Source organism: Rhizobium sp. CECT 9324, from assembly GCF_918741265.1.
GTDB lineage: Bacteria > Pseudomonadota > Alphaproteobacteria > Rhizobiales > Rhizobiaceae > Allorhizobium.
Genome location: NZ_CAKKMZ010000001.1, coordinates 3939286 through 3957811, shown reverse-complemented (window position 1 = coordinate 3957811; position 18526 = coordinate 3939286). Strand labels below are relative to the sequence as shown.

General features: G+C 60.2%; 14 protein-coding genes. 6 read left to right on the top strand and 8 right to left on the bottom strand.

All coding sequences use genetic code 11. The annotated features are described in order from the left end of the window. Positions 1-27: 27 nt before the first annotated feature. From LQ231_RS19135 to LQ231_RS19120, 4 genes are all read right to left on the bottom strand, one after another. Entirely contained in the window at positions 28-429 is a 402-nt protein-coding gene (locus LQ231_RS19135) for a hypothetical protein (protein ID WP_230173008.1), read from the bottom strand. Positions 430-498: 69 nt separating this feature from the next. Next, on the bottom strand, positions 499-2586 hold the full coding sequence (gene pbpC, locus LQ231_RS19130; protein ID WP_230173007.1) for a penicillin-binding protein 1C: 2088 nt from the start codon (positions 2584-2586) through the stop codon (positions 499-501). Continuing rightward, the gene (locus LQ231_RS19125) at positions 2586-8039 is read right to left on the bottom strand and encodes an alpha-2-macroglobulin family protein (protein ID WP_230173006.1); all 5454 of its coding nucleotides are present in this window, start codon (positions 8037-8039) and stop codon (positions 2586-2588) included. Before LQ231_RS19125 ends, pbpC begins: the two co-directional genes overlap by 1 nt. A gap of 406 nt (positions 8040-8445) precedes the next feature. After that, positions 8446-9372: a LysR family transcriptional regulator gene (locus LQ231_RS19120; protein WP_230173005.1), complete on the bottom strand. Its 927-nt coding sequence runs from the start codon at positions 9370-9372 to the stop codon at positions 8446-8448. A 98-nt stretch (positions 9373-9470) separates the two neighbouring features. Here LQ231_RS19120 and LQ231_RS19115 point away from each other — a divergent pair, with 98 nt between their 5' ends. Then, a complete protein-coding gene (locus LQ231_RS19115; RefSeq protein WP_230173003.1) occupies positions 9471-10658 on the top strand; it encodes an acyl-CoA dehydrogenase in 1188 nt (395 codons plus the stop codon). Positions 10659-11218: 560 nt separating this feature from the next. Then, positions 11219-11947 carry a PAS domain-containing protein gene (locus tag LQ231_RS19110; protein ID WP_230173001.1) on the top strand — a complete coding sequence of 243 codons (729 nt, stop codon included), beginning with the start codon at positions 11219-11221 and terminating at the stop codon, positions 11945-11947. A 23-nt stretch (positions 11948-11970) separates the two neighbouring features. Here LQ231_RS19110 and glgX read toward each other — a convergent pair whose 3' ends face one another. Next, a complete protein-coding gene (gene glgX / locus LQ231_RS19105) occupies positions 11971-14049 on the bottom strand; it encodes a glycogen debranching protein GlgX (protein ID WP_230172999.1) in 2079 nt (692 codons plus the stop codon). Between the two features lie 159 nt (positions 14050-14208). Between glgX and LQ231_RS19100 the strand changes: the two genes are divergently transcribed. Together LQ231_RS19100 and LQ231_RS19095 are read left to right on the top strand one after the other, a co-directional pair. Further along, on the top strand, positions 14209-14397 hold the full coding sequence (locus tag LQ231_RS19100) for a DUF3008 family protein (protein WP_230172997.1): 189 nt from the start codon (positions 14209-14211) through the stop codon (positions 14395-14397). Next, complete coding sequence (locus LQ231_RS19095) at positions 14397-15191, top strand: SDR family NAD(P)-dependent oxidoreductase (protein WP_230172996.1); 795 nt, start codon at positions 14397-14399, stop codon at positions 15189-15191. Before LQ231_RS19100 ends, LQ231_RS19095 begins: the two co-directional genes overlap by 1 nt. Before the next feature lie 12 nt (positions 15192-15203). On the opposite strand, the gene LQ231_RS19090 is transcribed toward LQ231_RS19095, so the two are convergent. After that, on the bottom strand, positions 15204-15686 hold the full coding sequence (locus LQ231_RS19090) for an MgtC/SapB family protein (protein ID WP_230172995.1): 483 nt from the start codon (positions 15684-15686) through the stop codon (positions 15204-15206). 50 nt (positions 15687-15736) lie between these two features. Next, positions 15737-16126 (bottom strand): hypothetical protein, encoded by a 390-nt coding sequence (locus LQ231_RS19085; protein ID WP_113144156.1) that lies wholly within the window; start codon positions 16124-16126, stop codon positions 15737-15739. A 206-nt stretch (positions 16127-16332) separates the two neighbouring features. On the opposite strand from LQ231_RS19085, the gene LQ231_RS19080 reads away from it, so the two are divergent. Next, positions 16333-16725 carry a response regulator gene (locus LQ231_RS19080; protein WP_113144155.1) on the top strand — a complete coding sequence of 131 codons (393 nt, stop codon included), beginning with the start codon at positions 16333-16335 and terminating at the stop codon, positions 16723-16725. Between the two features lie 10 nt (positions 16726-16735). Here the strand turns inward: LQ231_RS19080 and LQ231_RS19075 are convergent, their stop codons facing one another. Next, the gene (locus tag LQ231_RS19075; RefSeq protein WP_113144154.1) at positions 16736-17353 is read right to left on the bottom strand and encodes a riboflavin synthase subunit alpha; all 618 of its coding nucleotides are present in this window, start codon (positions 17351-17353) and stop codon (positions 16736-16738) included. 229 nt (positions 17354-17582) lie between these two features. On the opposite strand from LQ231_RS19075, the gene LQ231_RS19070 reads away from it, so the two are divergent. After that, complete coding sequence (locus LQ231_RS19070; RefSeq protein WP_230172994.1) at positions 17583-18506, top strand: hexose kinase; 924 nt, start codon at positions 17583-17585, stop codon at positions 18504-18506. Positions 18507-18526 lie beyond the last annotated feature (20 nt).

Genomic DNA, 18526 nt, shown 5'->3' with positions numbered 1-18526 from the left:
AACACGGATGCCGCTAGTCGGGTTGCATTAGATATTGCTTCCGATCCGGGCCGTTCCGGTCTCGCCGTTGTCTCTCGTCCACTTCAGCTGCTTGTCGTCGATCCGCTGCAGTTCGAAACACATCGGGGCTCCCTTGTACCAGCTGGTGAACTGCTGACATAGACGGTCGCCATCGATCCACCATTTCCCGGTGTCCTTCGGCTTGGCGAAACGGCCAAGGCCGAGCGCTTCTCCCGTTCCGTCGACCTGTCCATTGGGGCGATAGTTCAATGGAAACTCGCCGCCCATCGGCACGGCGAGATAGATGCGCTTGCCGATGATGTCCTGCCGAATTTCGGCTGCGGTGAACGGCTGGCTGGCGGATGCGCAGACCGTGCCAAGTGCAATTGCTGCGATCGCCATAATGGGTGCACGGATCTGAACCTGCATGTGATGATCTCCCGTCCGAATTGGCTGCCTTCACGTGTTACGCTTGTGGCGGCGGGCTGGATCAGTGACCTATGAGCGAATGAAGATATTGACGCTGGCAGCCCGGCCATCGGCGTCGATGACCGTCAGGGTGGATTGCCCTGTTCCTTGCGGTTGCCATTCCCCGGTGCGACGGCGCGTCGATGTTTCCATCGGCTTGCCATTGGCCAGCCAGCGAAAAGGCGCACGCCCGGCCTGCATTTTGACAATCAGCGGACGGAAGGCTCCGCTCGCGTCCTTGCCGAGTTCGATCTGGGCGCCTTCCGGCGGATAGATGATCTGTGGCGGTCGCTCGCGGGTTGAGGTGGCAACCAGCCCGTTCGTCCCCGTCGAGAAGCGGCGAAGGCTGACCGGCAAGTCGGATTGGGCAAGGCGGGCTGCGCCGCCGGGTGCGCGGGGCAGGGGGGTGCCGGCGAGACCGGATTTGGCGAAGGCTTCAAAGAGAACCGGTGCGGCTGTGGCATAACCGGAGATCCCGGGGACGGCGGCGTTGTCGGGCCGGCCGATCCAGACGCCCATGACGTATTTTCCGTCATAGCCGACCGACCAGGCGTCACGGTAACCGTAGCTCGTGCCGGTCTTGTAGGCGATGCCGGCCGGCGGGCTTCCGGCCGGTGGCAGGACGGCACCGAGGATGTCGGCAATATTCCATGCAGCCATGGGTTCGAACAGCGGCTGGCTTTCCAGCAAGGCGGGTTGCTCGCGGATCCCGTCACCCAGCTGCACCGGCTGGTCGCGATTGGTGAGGCCGGCATAAAGCTGGACGAGGTCTTTCAACGTGATGCCGACGCCGCCAAGCGCGATCGCCAGCCCCGGCGCCTCATTTGGCGGCAGTACCGGCCTGACCTCCGCGCGGCGCATGCGAACCATCAGTCGCGATGGGCCGATGCCGTCGAGCAGGCGCACGGCCGGGACATTCAGCGACAGTTGCAGGGCCTGACGAATGCTGACATCGCCTTGGTAATGCATGTCGAAGTTCTTGGGGCGATAGCCGAAGAAATCTGCCGGGCGGTCCTCGACGATGGTTTCCTGCGCCACCAGGCCCTGTTCGAAGGCGAGACCGTAGATGAAGGGTTTCAGTGTCGAACCAGGCGAGCGCTGGGCCCGGGTCATGTCGATCCAGCCGGAGCGGCTGGCGTCGAAATAGTTGGCGGCGCCGACTTCGGCAACGATCTCGCCGGTCGTGGCATCTGCCATCAGCAAGGCGAGCGAGACCTTCGGGTCGAGATCGCGGACTGCCTCGACCGCAACCTGCTCAAGCTTGGCCTGGACCGGACGCAGGATCGTCGTCTGGTGCGTTTCAGCGTGCGGGGCTTTGCGGCGCGCGGCTTCGGCAAGGTGGGCGGCAAAGGCTGGCAATTGCCGGCGCTGCCGCGGCAGTTCGGCACCGGCGGCAAGGGTGACTTCGCTCTGCTCGAGCACCTTCGCCTCGGCGGCGCGATCGAGGACGCGTGCGCGGGCCTGCAAGGCCTGATCCGGGAAACGATCCGGCCGTCGCCGTTCGGGAAGCTGGGGCAGGGCGACCAGAAGAGCCGCTTCCGCCGTCGTCAGCCGTTTCGGCTCCTTGCCGAACCAGGCGAGGCTTGCGGCACGCACGCCTTCAAGATTGCCGCCATAGGGCGCATGGGTCAGGTAGAGATCGAGGATCTGCTGTTTCGACAGACGGCGTTCGAGCTGCAGGGCCCGGGCAATCTGGATGAGTTTTGCGGTCACCGAGCGCTCGCGGCGCGGTTCGATCAGGCGGGCGACCTGCATGGACAGCGTCGAGGCACCGGAAACGATGCGGCCGTTCGTCACCAGTTGCCAGGCGGCGCGGCCGAGCGCCAGCGGGTCGACGCCGGCATGGCTTTCGAAGCGGCGATCCTCATAGGCGAGGAGCATGCGGATCAGAGCCGGGTCGACGTCTTCGGTTGTGGTCTTCAGTCGCCAAAGGCCATCCCTGGTGGCAAAGGCACGGAGCAATTCGCCGTTGCGATCGAGGATTTCAGTGGACACCAGATGTGCCGGGCCGAGCGGTGGCGGATAAAGACGGTCGGCGGTGTCGAGCGCAAAGAGGGCCATGACCGTCAAACTGACGGTCATGGCCGATCCTACAGTCAAGGCGCGCCAGTTCGGCATCACTCGGCCACAGATACGCTCATATTGCCGGCCGCCGTGCGCGCCGACAACTGGGGACGATACATATCCTCGACCGATGCCGCCGGCAGGGCGAATGTGCCGGGCGACACGGCGCGCACGACATAAGCCAGGGTAATCTCGCTGTTGTCGTCTGCCTGGCGGTCGAGTGCTGCGACGAAACGATCGCTGCGGAATTCGAGATGGGCTGCCTGGGTTTGTCCAATCCACTCGAAATTGCTGAGTGTCGCACTGTCGACGAGGCTCGGATTGTCGATCTCGAAGCCTGCCGGCAAGAGGTCGGTGACCATCAGCTGGGCTGGCCAGTCATCCGATTCCGTTACCGTCAGGACAACGACATAACGCGTGTTCTGTTGTGCCTCCGTGATGTTGGCTTCCTCGCCATCCAGCGTGTAATAGGTGCGCGTGATGTCGAAGCCGCTGCCGCCGGCGGCAGGCGCCTCGACGGGAGCTGCCACCGTGGTGATCGCGGCGCTGACCGGATCATTGCTGCGGTTGGTCAGCGTCACCGGCGATTGCAGAAGCGCCTCGCCCGGCATTGTCGCTGCATAGGCACCATCGCGGACACCGCCGTTGACCTCCAGTTTCAGACCGGCGTCATCCTGTTGCAGGGCACGGGCGGCGAGCAACATCCAGGTTTGCTCCTGTGTGCTGAGCACCTGCTTCTCGTTCCATTCATCAGCCACGAGCTTGGCGAGGATCGGCACAACCGGCGGAACGGGACGGCTTTCGGCGGCAAGAGCCAAAACACCGGCGCTGTCGCGCAGTTGCGAGCCGTAGTCCGAGCGGACGAAGCTGACCTTCGAAATCCTCGCCTGTTCCGACATGCCGGCTGCGTCGAGGAAGGTGCTGCTGGAGCGCTCCGCGTCGCCATAGAGTGAAAGTGCCGCGGCCAGATGCGCCTTGGACAGAGGGGTCGGGAAGTCCTGCAGCATCGTGTCTGCATAATAGCGCAGGTCGCTCAGCGATGCCTTGCGGTTGCGGGCCAGCACATAGAGCGAATAGGCGATCTCGTTGCCACGGCTCTTGATGTCTGTGTCATAGGCGATGCGGTTCTGCAGATTCTGCAGCGCCTGGACGAGGGCTTCTTCCGGCACGTCGTATTTCTTTTCGCGAGCGCGGGTGAGGAAGTCGGAGACATAGGCGTCGAGCCAGAGGCTTTCCGAGCCCGGTGCCCAAAGGCCGAAGGAGCCGCTGGAGGACTGGTAGGCGAGCACGCGGTAGATGGCATCCTGCACGCGCTTGTTGACCGCCTCGTCTTCCGGCAGGCCGGAAAGCTTGGCGAGTTCGTCGAAATAAAGCAGTGGCAGCGCGCGGCTGGTCGTCTGCTCGGCGCAGCCATAGGGATAGCGGTCGAGTGCCATCAGCAGTGCCGGCACGTCGAAACTGGCGCGCGAGACATTGAGGCTGATGGACGCATCCTGCAGGATGCTGTCGGCGAGCAGGTCGCCGCTGATCGTCAGGCTCTGGCCGGGGGCAAGTGCCACGACCTGACGCTCGGTGATCGGCAGGGTCGAGGGGCGCACAATCAGGTCAAGCGACTGGCTGACGGCGAGACCGTCAGCACCGGACAGCGCGATATCAATCGCGCCCTGGCCCGGCGTTGCCGCCGTCAGCGGGATTGTCACGGTGGTGGTCTTGCCGGCGGTCAGCGCAACCTGCTGCGTCGCTCCCGACGGATCAACGTCGACAGGCTCGTTGCTGCTGACGGCCAGTGTGTAGTTTCCGGTCGGGGCATCGGTTGCCGCGATGTCGAGGCGCAAGTTGGCGCTGTCGCCCGGTGCCAGGAATTTCGGCATGCTGGCGGTGACGACGACCGGATCGCGGATGACGACATCGGTTTCTGCGTGGCCGACGCCGCTCTTCGACCAGGCGACTGCCATCACACGGGCCGTGCCGTTGAACTGCGGGATGTCGAAGGAGACGATTGCCTTGCCATCGGCATCGAGCTTCACGGGACCGGAGAAGAAAGCAACCAGCTTTTCCTTCGGCGGATTGCCGGAGAGCGCGACCTGACCGCCATCGCCGCCCGTGCGCAGCCGACCGGTTGCGCCAAGCGAGCCGTCAATCAGTCGACCATAGAGGTCGCGCAATTCGATGCCGAGGCGGCGCTGGCCGAAATAATAGGTTTCCGGGTCGGGCGCCTTGTAACCGGTCAGGTTGAGGATGCCGACATCGACAGCGGCGACCATGACATAGGCTTCCTCGCCGATGCCGGCACCTGCAACCTCGATCGGGATGTCCAGTGATTGGCGGGGCAGGGTCTGTTCCGGTGGTGTCAGTTTGACCGCCAGCTTGTCGGCGCCGGGATCGACGCTGAGCCAGGTGATGCCGATCGCGCGGGCGGGCATGCGGCTTTCCTCGGCGTCACCGGGGCGGAACAGCGTGGCGGTGACATAGGAGCCGGCGCCAAAGTCGGCGGTGACCGGGACTTCGATTTCCGTGCCGCCAGCCGGGACATCGGCCGTCTGCGACGTGACGAGACTGTCGGTGCCGATGGTCACCAGGACCTGGCCGGCAAAGCGTGGTGAAATCTTGAGTTTTGCGGTGTCACCGACCGTGTAGGCCGGCTTGTCGAGGCCAATTTCCAGCGCATCCGGGGTTTCAGTCGAGCTTGCAGAGACGAACCAGCCAGCATCGAACTCGGTACTGGAGGCGGCACCATTGGCGCCCGCCTGCTCGATCTCGAGACGATGGCGACCCCAGGCAACGGGAACGGTCAGGGCTGTGCCCTCGGCGGTGATGTCGATCGTGCCGTCGGCGACCTGCGTGGTCGTGGTGATCGGCTCGTAGCGCCAGGATGACCCCTCGCGATACCATTGGTAATTCTGTTCGAGCTTGACCAGCTTCCAGCGCGCACCGGGCATCGCCTGTTTCTGGCCGTCGGGACCAACGGCAATCAGATTGAACGCGGCGTTGGAGTTTTCGGCAAGCTCGCCGATGAATTCCGGCTTGATGCCGATCAGGGCGGTCTCCGACTGGACCGGCAGCGTCAGTTTGCGCTCGACGGCCCGGCCGCCGCCTTCACGCAGGCGCAGAACCACTTCGGCGTTGAGCATCTTGGTTGTCGACGGCAGTTCGGACAGGGCAATGTCGATGTTGGCCTTGCCGTCATCATCGAGGGGTTCCAGCGCTTCGAGCGGTACGCGAACGTCTTCCACCTCGTCTTCGTCGGATAGGCCGAATACATAGCGCTCATAGGCGGGATTGCTTGTGGTCGGGCGGATGTTGACTTCGCCTTCCAGGCTAAGGCCGGCCGCCGGGGCGCCGTAGAGATATCGGCCGTCGACGGTAACGGTGAATGTCTCATCCGACGAGACGCTTGTTGCTTCGCTGGTCATGTCGAAATCGAGCCGATCGGGGACGAAATCATCAACCAGAAACGACGATTGGGCGATTGCAGCCTTTTTCGGATCCGTGTGGATCGCGACCGTCCAGGTGCCGCGCATGGAATTGGCGAGCAGCGGGAGATCCACGGCATAGCCACCCAGCGTCTCGCTGGTCACGGCCATGCGGCGGAATTCGACGCCGTCGGGGCGGGAGAAGATGAATGTGAGCGGCAGTCCACCGATCGCATCGGCTTCAGTATCGCGGGCAAGGGCTGCCGCGTGCACGGTTTCGCCGGGGCGATAGATTCCGCGCTCGGTCCAGGACAGGATATCGACCGGGCCCGGTGCCGGGCGGCCGGTAACGCCGCGGTCGGACAGATCGAAGCCGGCGCGGGTCATGTCGAGGAAAACGTTGTCGTCTTCGCCCTTGCGGGCGGCAATCACGGCCGGAGCAAGGGCTGCGCCTGAACGCATCAGGCCGGCATCGAACTGGGCCTTGCCGTTCGAGTCTGTCGTCGCCTTTGCCAAAATCTCGTTGTTCTTGGCGATCAGTTGCAGTTCGACGCCTTCCAGCGGTGCGGCGGTTGCCAGCGAGCGGGCAAACACGTGCAGGGCGTCGGTGCCGGCAAAGGTCGAGAGGCCGATGTCCGAGATAACGAACCATTGGGTGGCGCGGCTATCCCAGTCCTCGCTCGTCGAGGTCGGGGAGACGGCGGTCAGCACGTAGATGCCGGGCTTGCGGGTCGGCAGTGCCTCATCAACCGGAATGCTGGTGACGACTTCCTTGTTGATGTCGTTGGCGATGTCGACCGTGCCCTGCCAGACCAGTTCCCCGGTTTCGTCGCGTACACGGCTTGCGCCATAGCCATCGAGCTGGGTGAGGAATTGCGACGCGGCCAGAAGCGGGGCGATGTTGCGGTCGCCGATGCGGTAGAGTTCGAGCTTGGCGCTGTCGCTGTTGACCGACACCAGCGGAATGCCGCGACGGGCGGTCGATGGCAGGACGAAACTGTCGCCGGTGAAGCGCACGGTGGCGGTGCGGTCGCGGACATAGAGATCGAGTTTGACCGGGGCGTCCAGACTTTCATCGACGGACGAAGGCAGGCCGGCACGAATGGCGAGCTTGTAGCGACCGCCATGTTCAAGACCTTCGACGCAGATCTGGCTGTTCTTCGCTTCGAGGGCTTTCGGTGCCTTGCCATCCAGCGTCACGAACGGCGTGTAATCGACGCCCCGCTTGACCAGTTGCTCCGAGAATTCGACGCAGGCACGCGGATTGGCGCTGTCGGAATCGACCGTATTGCCAACGACACGAAACCCTTTGCGCGCGCGCAGCTCGCCGAGCTCTGCCTGGATTGCCGGGCTTGATGCCAGTTCGAGGCTGGCCTTGTAGGCGTTGATCGCGGCGCGGTAATTTTCCGAGTTGTCGAGGCCCCTGGCCATCGACGCCAAAGCTTCGGCGCGCGTGGAGGCGCCACGGGTCAGTTGGTAGCCGTTGATCGACGCCATCACGGCTTCGCCAGCATAGCTTGTATTGCCGGTGACGGAATTGGCGAAGCGGGCCATTTCAAGCCAAGTCGCTGCGTCATCCGGATCGATCGACAGCGCGCCTTTCAGGGCGACTAAGGCCGCGTCGAGGTTGCCGCTGGTGAAGGCCACACGCGCCGTGTCGATCAGGTTTTCACGGCCGAGGCCGCTCTGTTCCTCGGGCAGGGTCAGGTTGGCGCGCTGATCGCGTGCATCGGTTAAAAGCTGTTCCGAGAGAAACGGCAGGCGCGGCGGCGCACCGATGTCGGCTTCAGCCACGTTTTCGACGATACGGCCAGCGACGGCACCGACGAATGTGTTCAACTGGTCATAGTCGGACTTGAGAAAGCACCACTGGACCTTAGGATTGTAGGTAAATGCGCGGCAGGAGCCATCGGCAATGCAGCTTGCTTCGCACTCGTCCAGGGAAACGTTCTTTTCCGTGCGAAGATCGAAGCCGAAGTAGTCGCCGTCCTGAACGGTTTCGATGCTGCGGCTGTCCTGCGCAACCGCGATCGGTGCAAGGATCGTCATACCCAATGCGAGCGCGAGGGTGGCCTGTGCAAGGTGCTTTAACATGGTTCTCTCCCGAAGGCTTATGCGAGCCTATTCGAAAGTACTCTTGGTCCATGTCAGTGGCTTGTCAATCGGCACCAGTTACAGCTTGGCGATGTGACCTGTAAAGGTTCCTAGAGCCGTTCATTTCTAAATGGAATCAGTTCTGTTGGCTCAAACGGAGTTGCATGGTCGACCGGCCGGCGCGTGTCGTATCCACAGTATACGGCCAAGCCGGCCGGTCGATCAGGCGGCCCGTTTCAGCCAACCCCGGTGGTTTGCTTTTCAAACCAGCTAGGGCCGGGCATCTTTCCGCCGGGATCAGCGGCGATCGGCTCGCACATACATTGGGGTATGCGCTTCGCCGATCGCCACTGCCCCGACGAAAGCCTGCTCCGGCAGAACTGCTTCCATTTAAAAATGAACGGCTCTAGATCTTCAGCGCCTCGTTGCGCATGGCGCTAAACTCCCTTGCCTGTTCAAGAATCCAGGCGGAAAAGGCACTTGCCGGTGCGTAGGCCATCTTCGACAATGGTCGGACGAGATAGTAGGCGCTGGCGCTTTTGACTTCGTGTTTCCAGGCGCGCACCAACTGGCCGCTGGCCAGTTCGGGCTCGATCAGGAAGGTTGGGACAAGGGCGATGCCAAGGCCGGCCAGGCAGGCCTGAACCACATTGGAAAACTGCTCGAAACGCATGCCGCCGCCCCGACCGTCGGCGATGTCGAGGCTTGCGAACCATTGCTGCCAGGCGCGCGGGCGCGAGGCCATGTCGAAGAGCGGTTTGGCCAGCAGGTCTTCCGGGCGCTTTACCGGGCTCTGCTCCAGGAAGGCGGGACTGCAGACGGGAGCAACCATTTCCTGCATCAGGAACTGGCAATCGGTACCAGGCCAGTTCGGCTCGCCGATATGGATGGCGGCGTCGAGGCCGGAACCCTCGAATTCGAACTGGCCGATGCGGGTGGCGAAGTCGATGATGACGGCGGGGTTGCGCTGCAGGAAGTCGGGAATGCGCGGCATCAGCCAGCGGGTGCCGAAGGTCGGCAGGATGGCGAGCCTGAGATGGGTATCGTCGCGGGTGGCCATGGCTTCCAGCGAGAGGGTGCGGATGGTCGCCAGCGCGTCGCCAATGCCCTTGGCATAGTTGCGACCAATGGCGGTCAACTCGACGCCGCGATTGGTACGCTCGAACAATTTGACGCCGAGCTGGTCCTCCAGCAAGCCGATCTGGCGGCTGATCGCCCCTTGCGTCAGGGCGAGTTCGCTGGCAGCGGCGGAGAAGCTGCCGAGCTTTGCAACGGAATCGAAGGCGGCGAGCGCGCTGGTCGATGGCAGGAAACGGCGTTGATGTGTGAGCATTCGTCATGATTAGACCTAATAGCTGCATGAGTAAACATGGCTTGTTTTTGTGCCAGCCATGAGCAAAATGCTGCAAAACCGAATAAGGATACCAAGCCATGAGCGAGATGCAGCCCTTTTCCTGGAGCGATCCCTTCCTGATGTCCGATCTGCTCAACGAAGACGAGCGGATGATCCAGTATGCGGCCGCAGCTTTCGCTAAGGCGGAACTCGCGCCGCGGATCAATGAGGCTTATCTCGGCGAAACCGTCGAGCCTGAGCTGTTCAGGCTGATGGGGCAGGCGGGCCTGCTGGGCGTAACGCTGCCGGAAAAATATGGTGCAGCTGGGGCCAATTACGTGTCCTATGGTCTGGTGGCGCGTGAGATCGAGCGGGTGGATTCCGGCTACCGCTCGATGATGAGCGTGCAGTCATCGCTGGTGATCTATCCGATCTATGCCTATGGCTCGGAAGAGCAGAAGGACAAGTATCTGCCGGGTCTCGTCTCGGGCGAGCTGATCGGCTGCTTCGGTCTGACCGAACCGGATGCCGGGTCCGACCCGGGTGGCATGAAGACACGTGCGGAGAAGATCGAAGGGGGCTATCGCCTCAAGGGTTCGAAGATGTGGATCTCGAACGCACCGATCGCCGATGTCTTTGTTATTTGGGCGAAATCGGAAGCGCATGGCGGAGAAATTCGTGGATTCGTGCTGGAAAAGGGCATGAAGGGACTGTCGGCACCGAAGATCGGCGGCAAGCTGTCGCTGCGCGCTTCGGTGACCGGTGAAATCGTCATGGACAGTGTTGAAGTCGGCGAAGATGCGCTGCTGCCGAATGTGTCCGGCCTGAAGGGCCCGTTCGGCTGCCTCAACCGCGCCCGTTACGGTATTTCCTGGGGTGTGCTGGGGGCTGCCGAAGATTGCTGGCACCGTTCGCTCCAATACGGCCTCGATCGCAAGCAGTTCGGCAAGCCGCTGGCCGGTACGCAGCTCTTCCAGAAGAAGCTCGCCGACATGCAGACGGAAATCTCGCTCGGCCTGCTCGCGTCGTTGCGCGTCGGGCGGTTGATCGACGAGCACAAGTTCGCCCCGGAAATGATCTCGATCGTCAAGCGCAACAATTGCGGCAAGGCGCTCGATATCGCCCGCATGTCGCGCGACATGCATGGCGGCAACGGCATCCAGATCGAATATCACGTCATGCGCCATGCGCAGAATCTCGAGACGGTCAACACCTACGAAGGAACGCATGATGTGCATGCTCTGATTCTCGGTCGTGCCCAGACTGGCATCCAGGCATTCTTCTAGGGCCCGGCTTGAATTTGTTGCCAAATCGGCACCAGTTTCTTTTTAGGGGTTCTGGTGCCGATGTGTAACATTCTTGCGTCTATGATAATAAAAACATATATAATTCTCCGCCTTTTACCCAATCAGACTCTAGGATTCCCGCACATATCTTGGGCATAACCTCCGGCGAGGCGGGTTCGTCCGTGGTTCGGCATGGAGGGTTTTGGGTATGTTGAGGCAACCTGAAATTCTTCTACTGAAGCCATCTCAGCTTATCGCCAGACGACTGGATAGGAGATGGTATGTACGCTGTTGCGGTTTTGAACACTGACACGCTAGCGGTTTTTCGCAGCGAGTATCCCTGGCTCAGTTTTCCGGAGGATATCTGCGAAGTCAGTCTGTATCTCGACGACAATCGCGCGCCAAGCCGACTGACTGCCCTTACGCAGGACGCACTCGGCGAAAGGCACGCTGCCAATGTCGACGAATTCGACGTCGAGACGATCCTGGCATTGGTTCGGTTCGCTCCACAGATGGGATCAAAGCTTGAAACATCGCCCGACGAAGCGCGGGTCTGGTCCTTGCTCGAAGGCCTTCCGGTTGCAGATGGCGTCACTCCGATCGAAGATGTCGAGGAACAGCGTAGGTTGCGGCTGGAAGAGGCATATCGGCAAACACGCCAGATAACGATCGAGCAGTTCCACGTCCTTATGCACGCCGATTCCGTCAGGCACAACGCATCGCGTCTGCAGACGTTGATTTCGCAAGTGCCGGAAAGCCTGCATTTGGTAGAGGAAAGCCATAAACCGCTTTTTCTCGAGGTGGACCTTTGGCGGCTTGTTGCGGTTCTGCGAGACGAGCTCTCGCTGCCTGCTGACTTTGATCTCGCGCCTCGGGATGAAACGGACGGTTATACGGCGGCAGACTTGGCGCAGGCAGAGAACGCTGCGATGTCCGATCCGGTCATCCAGGCGCTGTTCGACCTGTCGCCGGTGGCATTTTCGATTTCCACCATTGGGCAGAATACCTCACGCTATATCCGGGTGAACCAGGCTTATCTTGATCTTGTAGGCAGTAACTGGGACCAGATCCGGGGACATGAAATGGTGGCTTCCGGCATCGTGTCATGCAGTGAAGCCCGGGCCTTTCGGCTGATGCTGCTCGATCGGGATGGCGGCTATACCGGCCAGCTTGCAGACATTCGCAATGCGGCCGGCGAGAGCGTTTCGGTGTCGATTTCGGCGCGGCGCTTGTTCGTTGCCGGCCAGTTTTATGATTTTGAGGTTTTGACCCGAGTAGCGGAGGCCTGAAACCACCGCTACTCGGTACAGTTTCAAGCTCGTCGAAACACCGCCAGGGATCGCGCCTGAAGCAGGAAGGGCGTGCCGGCCTGGGCGTGATCGCCCGCACGGCTTGGATCAAAGGTTGTCATTTCCAGGGTCCAGTCGCCGCCATCCGTCTTCGGAATGGTGAAGTCGATATCCTGGTCGACGGGGTTGAACATCAGCAAGATCTCCGACCAGACGCCTTCCTGGTCATCCAGATCGGCACGCATCAACCTCAAGGCCAAGGGGTTTCCATCCAGCCAGTGTTCAGGCTTTTGTGTGCCACCGGTCACATTGTACCAGTCAATCACGGTGCCATCGCGCCAATTGGAGCGGCGCAGCAGTGGTTGTGCCTTACGAAGCTCGATGAGACGACGGGTGAATTCGCGCAACTCGTCGCAGGTGGGCGGCAGGTTGTCCCAATGCAGCCAGCTGAGCTCGCTGTCCTGACAATAGCCGTTGTTGTTGCCCATTTGCGAACGGCCGAACTCGTCGCCGGCCAGCAGCATCGGCGTGCCGTGCGAGAAGAACAGCGTCGCGAGGAAATTACGCTTCTGGCGCTCACGCAGGGCAATGATGCCTTCGTCGTCGGTCGGCCCTTCGGTGCCATAGTTGTGGCTGCGATTGTCATTGTGGCCGTCGTTATTGTCCTCGCCATTCGCCTCGTTGTGCTTGCCGTCATAAGACACGAGGTCATTCAGCGTGAAGCCATCATGCGCGGTGATGAAATTGACACTGGCCCAGGGACGACGACCGCGCAGGTCGTAGATGTCGCCGGAGCCGAGCAGGCGTGCGGCAAAGTCGGGTGCGCAATTGTCACCGTTGAGCCAATATTCGCGGGTCGAGTCGCGATACTTGTCGTTCCACTCCGCCCATCCCGGTGGAAAGCCGCCGACCTGATAACCACCCGGGCCAATGTCCCAGGGCTCGCCGATCAGCTTGACCTTCGACAGGACAGGATCCTGGCAGACCGCGTCAAAGTAACCGCCGCGCTGGTCGAAGCCTTCCGGCTCGCGTCCCAGAATGGTGCCGAGATCGAAGCGAAACCCATCGACATGCATCTCTTCCGACCAGTAGCGCAGGCTGTCCATCACCATTTGCAGCACTCGCGGATGGGATGTGTTGACCGTGTTTCCGGTGCCGGTATCGTTGATGTAATAGCGATGATTGTCGGGCAGGGTGCGATAATACGAGAAATTGTCGATGCCCTTGAAGGACAGGGTTGGCCCCATTTCGTTGCCCTCGGCGGTGTGGTTGTACACCACGTCGAGGATGACCTCGATGCCACCGTCATGGAAGGCACGCACCATGTCGCGAAAGCCGGCCAGGCCGTTCGGGCCATAGTAGCGGCTTGCCGGTGAGAAGAAGCCGATTGTGTTGTAGCCCCAATAATTGCGAAGACCCCGATCGAGAAGATGGCTGTCATCCGGGAAGGCATGGATGGGCAAGAGTTCGATCGAGGTGATGCCAAGGCTCTTGACATAGTCGACCGCTGCCTTGTGTCCCAATCCTTCGAACGTGCCGCGCAGATGTTCGGGAATGGCCTGGTGCAGCTGGGTGAAACCCTTAACATGCGTCTCATAGACAATCGTGTCGGCCCAGGGGATCCTGCTGAACTCGTTGCTGATACGGCTGGCGCTCGGGTCGATCACCCGGCATTTCGGTGTGACGGAAGCGCTATCGAGGGTGTTGAAAGACAGGTCCTTGTCATCGCTGTTCATGTCGTAGCCGAAATGCGCCTCCGACCAGGCAAAGTCGCCGACGAGTTCACGCGCGTATGGATCAAGCAGCAACTTGTTGGCGTTGAAGCGATGGCCGTTGGCAGGATCGTGCGGCCCATGCACCCGGAAGCCGTAGAGCATTCCCGGACCGACGCCTGGTAGATAGCCGTGCCAGATTTCGTTGGTGTATTCGGGAAGCTCAATTCTGGCGATCTCGACGTCGCCACTTTCGTTGAACAGGCAGAGTTCGACGCGCTCGGCATGGGCGGAGAAGAGAGCAAAATTGGTGCCTGCGCCGTCATAGCGCGCACCAAGTTGCTGCCAATCGCCGGCTTCGACGGTGAAATTCTTGCTGCTGGCGTCCATCAAAGTTCCTCGAATGGCTGGAGTTTGCGCCGGTTAAATCGCCAAGCGCGGTTTTGTTCCGCTGAAGCTCTGGCGAGGGAGGAACATTTCCATGCGCTTGCCGGTTTTGTGATGATGCAACTCGAGCATCGTCTATGCCCTCATTTTCGGAGTGACATCATGCCAGCAAAATCGAAAGCGCAGCAGAAGGCGGCGGGGGCTGCACTGGCAGCCAAACGCGAAGATATTGAAAAATCAGAACTCAAGGGTGCCTCGCGCGACATGGCGCAGAGCATGACGGAGAGGGAGCTCAAGGAACTGGCATCCACCAAGCGCAAGGGTAAACCCGAGCGCGCTGGCGATCGTTGATGGGGCGGGAGAAAAAGGAGTTCGCCCAACGGACTGCTCTTGTCACGGGGGCCGGATCAGGCATTGGCATGGGGGCTGCCCTTAAGCTCGCGCGTGAGGGCGCTTTCGTCGGATTGCTTGGACGCACCGAAGACGAATTGCAGTCGGTGATGCGCGACATAGAGGCGGAAGGTGGCCAGGGCATGGTGCTTGTTGCCGATGTCAGTGTCGACGAGGACATGTCCAAGGCGGTGAGCACTTTGTTTGACGCCACCGGCAGGCTGGATATCATTGTCGCCAATGCGGGCATCAACGGGATCTGGGCTCCGATCGACGATATGAAGCCCGCAGAGTTTGATCAAACAATAGCGATCAATCTGCGTGGGACCTATCTCACCCTCCATTATGGCGTGGCTTGCATGAAGAAGACTGGCGGGTCGATTGTGGTCGTCTCATCGATCAATGGGACGCGCACCTTCACGACACCTGGCGCGACGGCATATTCCGCGACCAAGGCCGCCCAGCTTGCGATGGTCCAGCAACTCGCTCTGGAGCTTGGGCGATACCGGATCAGGATCAATGCTGTTTGTCCCGGCGCCATCGACACCGAGATCGACGACAATACGCATATGCGAAAGCGCGCGCAGACTGAAGTGCCCGTGGATTTCCCCCTTGGCGATATACCGCTGACGGGAGGGGAGGCTGGAACGGTTGATGATGTGGCTGAAACGATCGTTTTCCTGGCTTCGGATCGCGCGCGTCATGTCACCGGTACGCCAATCTGGATCGATGGAGGACAGAGCCTGTTGCGGTGACGTTGATGCCGTCTACTCGTCACCACGGGGCATTTTGTCTCCCAGCAGGTGCAACAGCCAGAGAACGGAAAGTGCAAAGACGGTGGCGATGAGCCCGACCTGCCAAAAGCCAAGGCCGCAGGACAAGCCGATTGACCCGGCAAACCAGAGACCGGCTCCTGTCGTCAATCCCTGAACCTCCCCTTTGGAATAGACGATCATGCCGGCGGCAAGAAATGCAACGCCGGCGGTTACCGCTTCAATCAGACGGAGCGGATCCATGGTGACGCCGTCGCCCTGAAAGGTGTCGTAGTGCACGATTTCGATGGTAAGAATTGCAACGATTGCCGCTGAAAGGCACACGAGAATATGGGTCCGCAAACCTGCCGCACGGCTGCGCCATTCCCGTTCGAAACCAATGGCGCCGCCACAGACCAAAGCGATCAGTAGGCGCATAATGATCGATGACAATGGAAGGCTGGTTTCGGTACCGAAAGTTATAAAGTCGCTTGGCATGGTGCTGAATCCGAAAACGGCAGCGATCTCAGCGATCGCTGCCGTTCTAGTTAGTGCTTCTGTTCGGTAGCTGCTGTTGACGTGTAGGTTGCCGAGACGGGGTCACTGGCCGGAAAACTGTCTTCAAGGCCTTCCTGCAATGCAGTGCCACTGCGATTACCGTCCTTTTTTTCCTGGTTGAGGCTTTTTACCGCATCGCTGGATTCAGCGGAGCCGTCATGCTCCTGCGTCGGTTGCGAGTCCTTTCCGGTTGCGCCGAAAGTACCGGCCTGCAGCAAGATGACCTGCGCCTTTTGCACGGCGTTTTCGCGCGTCAGCTGATTGCTAGCAGTTTGTGCCATCTCGACGGAAATGCGTTCGTCGCCATCGCCGATGAAATCGACGGTAAAGCCCGGCTTCACACCATTTCCTTCGCGAACTTGAGTTTCGATGATCTGCATGGCTGGCTCTCCTTTGACAATAATGTGCAGGAAAAACGCGGTCCGTGATTGGTTGTTCCATCGGTCAAATTGATCGCAATGGCTACCATTTGAGGGCGATATCGCTCAGATAGACCTTAAGGTGTTGTTTACCATGTCATTTGGCATTTTAAGAAAATCTGAACAAAGGCTTTCGCGCTACGTTGTGCTGTCGAAGGAGATCAACGATGCGACCAGGACATGCCTTAGCAATCGATACCATTCTCATTGTCGAGGATGATGTGTTCATTTCGATGGATGCCGCCGATGCCGTTGCACGCGCCGGCGTCAACGTGATCACGACAGAAAGTGTCAGCGATGCGCTGGACATTCTAGACCATGAACATATTTCGGGGGCAATCCTCGATTTTCAAGTCCGTGACGGCACTGTAACGCCGCTGGTGCAGCGCCTCCTCCGTCTGGGAATCCCGTTCCGTGTCGTTTCGGGGTCTGCGATCTCTGAAATTGAGCAAAATGGCATTGCCAGATCGCTCTGCGCTCCAAAGCCCGCGGATTATCGCAAGGTTCTTACAGCGGTGATGGGCGATCGTCTGTCAGTGCCAAGCCAAGGACGCCACTGAGGCAGTCAACTTATGCCCTTGCCATCAGCCTTTCCAGGGTGCGCTCAACGACATCGACCATGACCATCGTCTGATGGTCGATTTCGATGTTCAGAGGATCGCCCGGCTTATAGCGGGGAAAGGTCGTCTGGCGCAGTGTCTCAGGAATGAGGTTGATGGTAAATGTGTCATCGTCTGCCTCAGCGACCGTCAAGCTTGCGCCATTGACCGCGAGGTAGCCGCGCTTGAATACGTATTTCGCCCATTCTTCCGGTATGCGGAAGCGGATGAAGGCACCAGGCATCGTCATCTTGGCGGCCACGAGTTCTGCCGTCGATGCAATGTGGCCGGCAATGTTATGTCCGCCATTCTCGTCGGTCGGTTTTGCCGATCGTTCAACATTGACGCCGTCGCCAATAGTCAAGATACCGAGATTGGTCCGCTCAAGCGTTGCGTCCATCGCATCAAAGGTAACACGGTTGCCGGTAATGGTGGTCACCGAAAGGCAGACGCCTTCAATCGAAACACTGGCGCCGATCTGGAGGTCGACGAGCAGGCGCTCAGGCAATTCGACGTGGAATTGCGTGTAGCCGTCATAGCGAACGATGTTGGTGACCGGAGCCACAGTTTGAACGATACCGGTATACATGGGCGACTTTCCTTCCGCGATTGTGCGAAACGTAATGTCTCTTTTTGCAAAGACAATCCCCGTTTTCTGATCGGAGCGTTCAACGATCGCATAGCATTGAGCGGCACGGCGGATTGGGTGGATCCAACCAATGCAGATACCCGCCTTTCGGCTTGCTTGCCGCGATCAGTTGTCCGGCGATATAGATCACGAGCACAATTTTTCTCTCGCAAAGGCGATCGATTGAGCCATGAAGAAAATCCTTTGTATTGCCCTCAATCCGGCAATCGACATTTCCAGCGATGCCGATGTGGTCCGTCACACCCACAAGACACGGACGTTCAATCAGCAGCAGTTTCCCGGTGGAGGCGGTGTTAACGTCGCACGGGTCATCTGCGAACTTGGCGGGCAGTGCGAACTGATGTTCCTGTCCGGGGGAGCGACCGGCCAGTTGCTGGAGGCGATGCTGCGACCGCTTTCCATCGTCGGGCGGCCCTTTCCCATCCATGATCCGGTGCGTGTAGCCTATGCTGTACACGAGCAATCGACCAATACGGAATATCGTTTCGTGCCAGAGGGGCCGTTGGTTACCGATGCGGAACTTGAGCCTGTTTTCGAGGCTGTGGCGAAGTCTGATGCCGACTATATCGTTGCCAGTGGTAGTCTGCCCCGTGGGGTTCCGGATGAAACCTATCTGCGCATGGCAGAGGTTGCCGCGACAAGTGGCGCACATTTCATTCTGGATACGTCCGGCCCTGCCTTGGCGTCGGCGCTTGCGCGGGCGAACATGTTCCTGGTTAAGCCAAGCCTTGGAGAATTTGAAAGCTTTCTGGGACGAAAGCTCGATCACGATAGCGTCGGACCGGCCGCGCAAAATTATGTGCGCGAGGGATGCGTGCAGCATATCGCCGTAACGCTCGGCGCCGATGGCGCGGTACTGGTTTCCGCCGACACGATTGTTAGGGTGCCCGCTATTTCCGTTCCTGTGCAATCCGCGGTCGGCGCGGGCGACAGTTTCGTCGCAGGCATGATCTGGGCTCTGGCGGAGGGCCACGGCATCGACGAGGCGTTCCGCTTCGGGCAGGCAGCAGGTGCCGCCGCAGTGATGACTGCTGGCACGGCGCTGTGCCGGCGAGAGGATGTCATGGAACTCTTCTCGCGCCAGCAAGAATGAAGCCGATTTGTAACCTGTGC

Coding starts and splice junctions, on each gene's coding strand:
- LQ231_RS19135 (WP_230173008.1), bottom strand. CDS start 429: ATGCAGGTTCAGATCCGTGCACCCATTATGGCGATCGCAGCAATTGCA.
- pbpC (WP_230173007.1), bottom strand. CDS start 2,586: ATGCCGAACTGGCGCGCCTTGACTGTAGGATCGGCCATGACCGTCAGT.
- LQ231_RS19125 (WP_230173006.1), bottom strand. CDS start 8,039: ATGTTAAAGCACCTTGCACAGGCCACCCTCGCGCTCGCATTGGGTATG.
- LQ231_RS19120 (WP_230173005.1), bottom strand. CDS start 9,372: ATGCTCACACATCAACGCCGTTTCCTGCCATCGACCAGCGCGCTCGCC.
- LQ231_RS19115 (WP_230173003.1), top strand. CDS start 9,471: ATGAGCGAGATGCAGCCCTTTTCCTGGAGCGATCCCTTCCTGATGTCC.
- glgX (WP_230172999.1), bottom strand. CDS start 14,049: ATGGACGCCAGCAGCAAGAATTTCACCGTCGAAGCCGGCGATTGGCAG.
- LQ231_RS19100 (WP_230172997.1), top strand. CDS start 14,209: ATGCCAGCAAAATCGAAAGCGCAGCAGAAGGCGGCGGGGGCTGCACTG.
- LQ231_RS19095 (WP_230172996.1), top strand. CDS start 14,397: ATGGGGCGGGAGAAAAAGGAGTTCGCCCAACGGACTGCTCTTGTCACG.
- LQ231_RS19090 (WP_230172995.1), bottom strand. CDS start 15,686: ATGCCAAGCGACTTTATAACTTTCGGTACCGAAACCAGCCTTCCATTG.
- LQ231_RS19085 (WP_113144156.1), bottom strand. CDS start 16,126: ATGCAGATCATCGAAACTCAAGTTCGCGAAGGAAATGGTGTGAAGCCG.
- LQ231_RS19080 (WP_113144155.1), top strand. CDS start 16,333: ATGCGACCAGGACATGCCTTAGCAATCGATACCATTCTCATTGTCGAG.
- LQ231_RS19075 (WP_113144154.1), bottom strand. CDS start 17,353: ATGTATACCGGTATCGTTCAAACTGTGGCTCCGGTCACCAACATCGTT.
- LQ231_RS19070 (WP_230172994.1), top strand. CDS start 17,583: ATGAAGAAAATCCTTTGTATTGCCCTCAATCCGGCAATCGACATTTCC.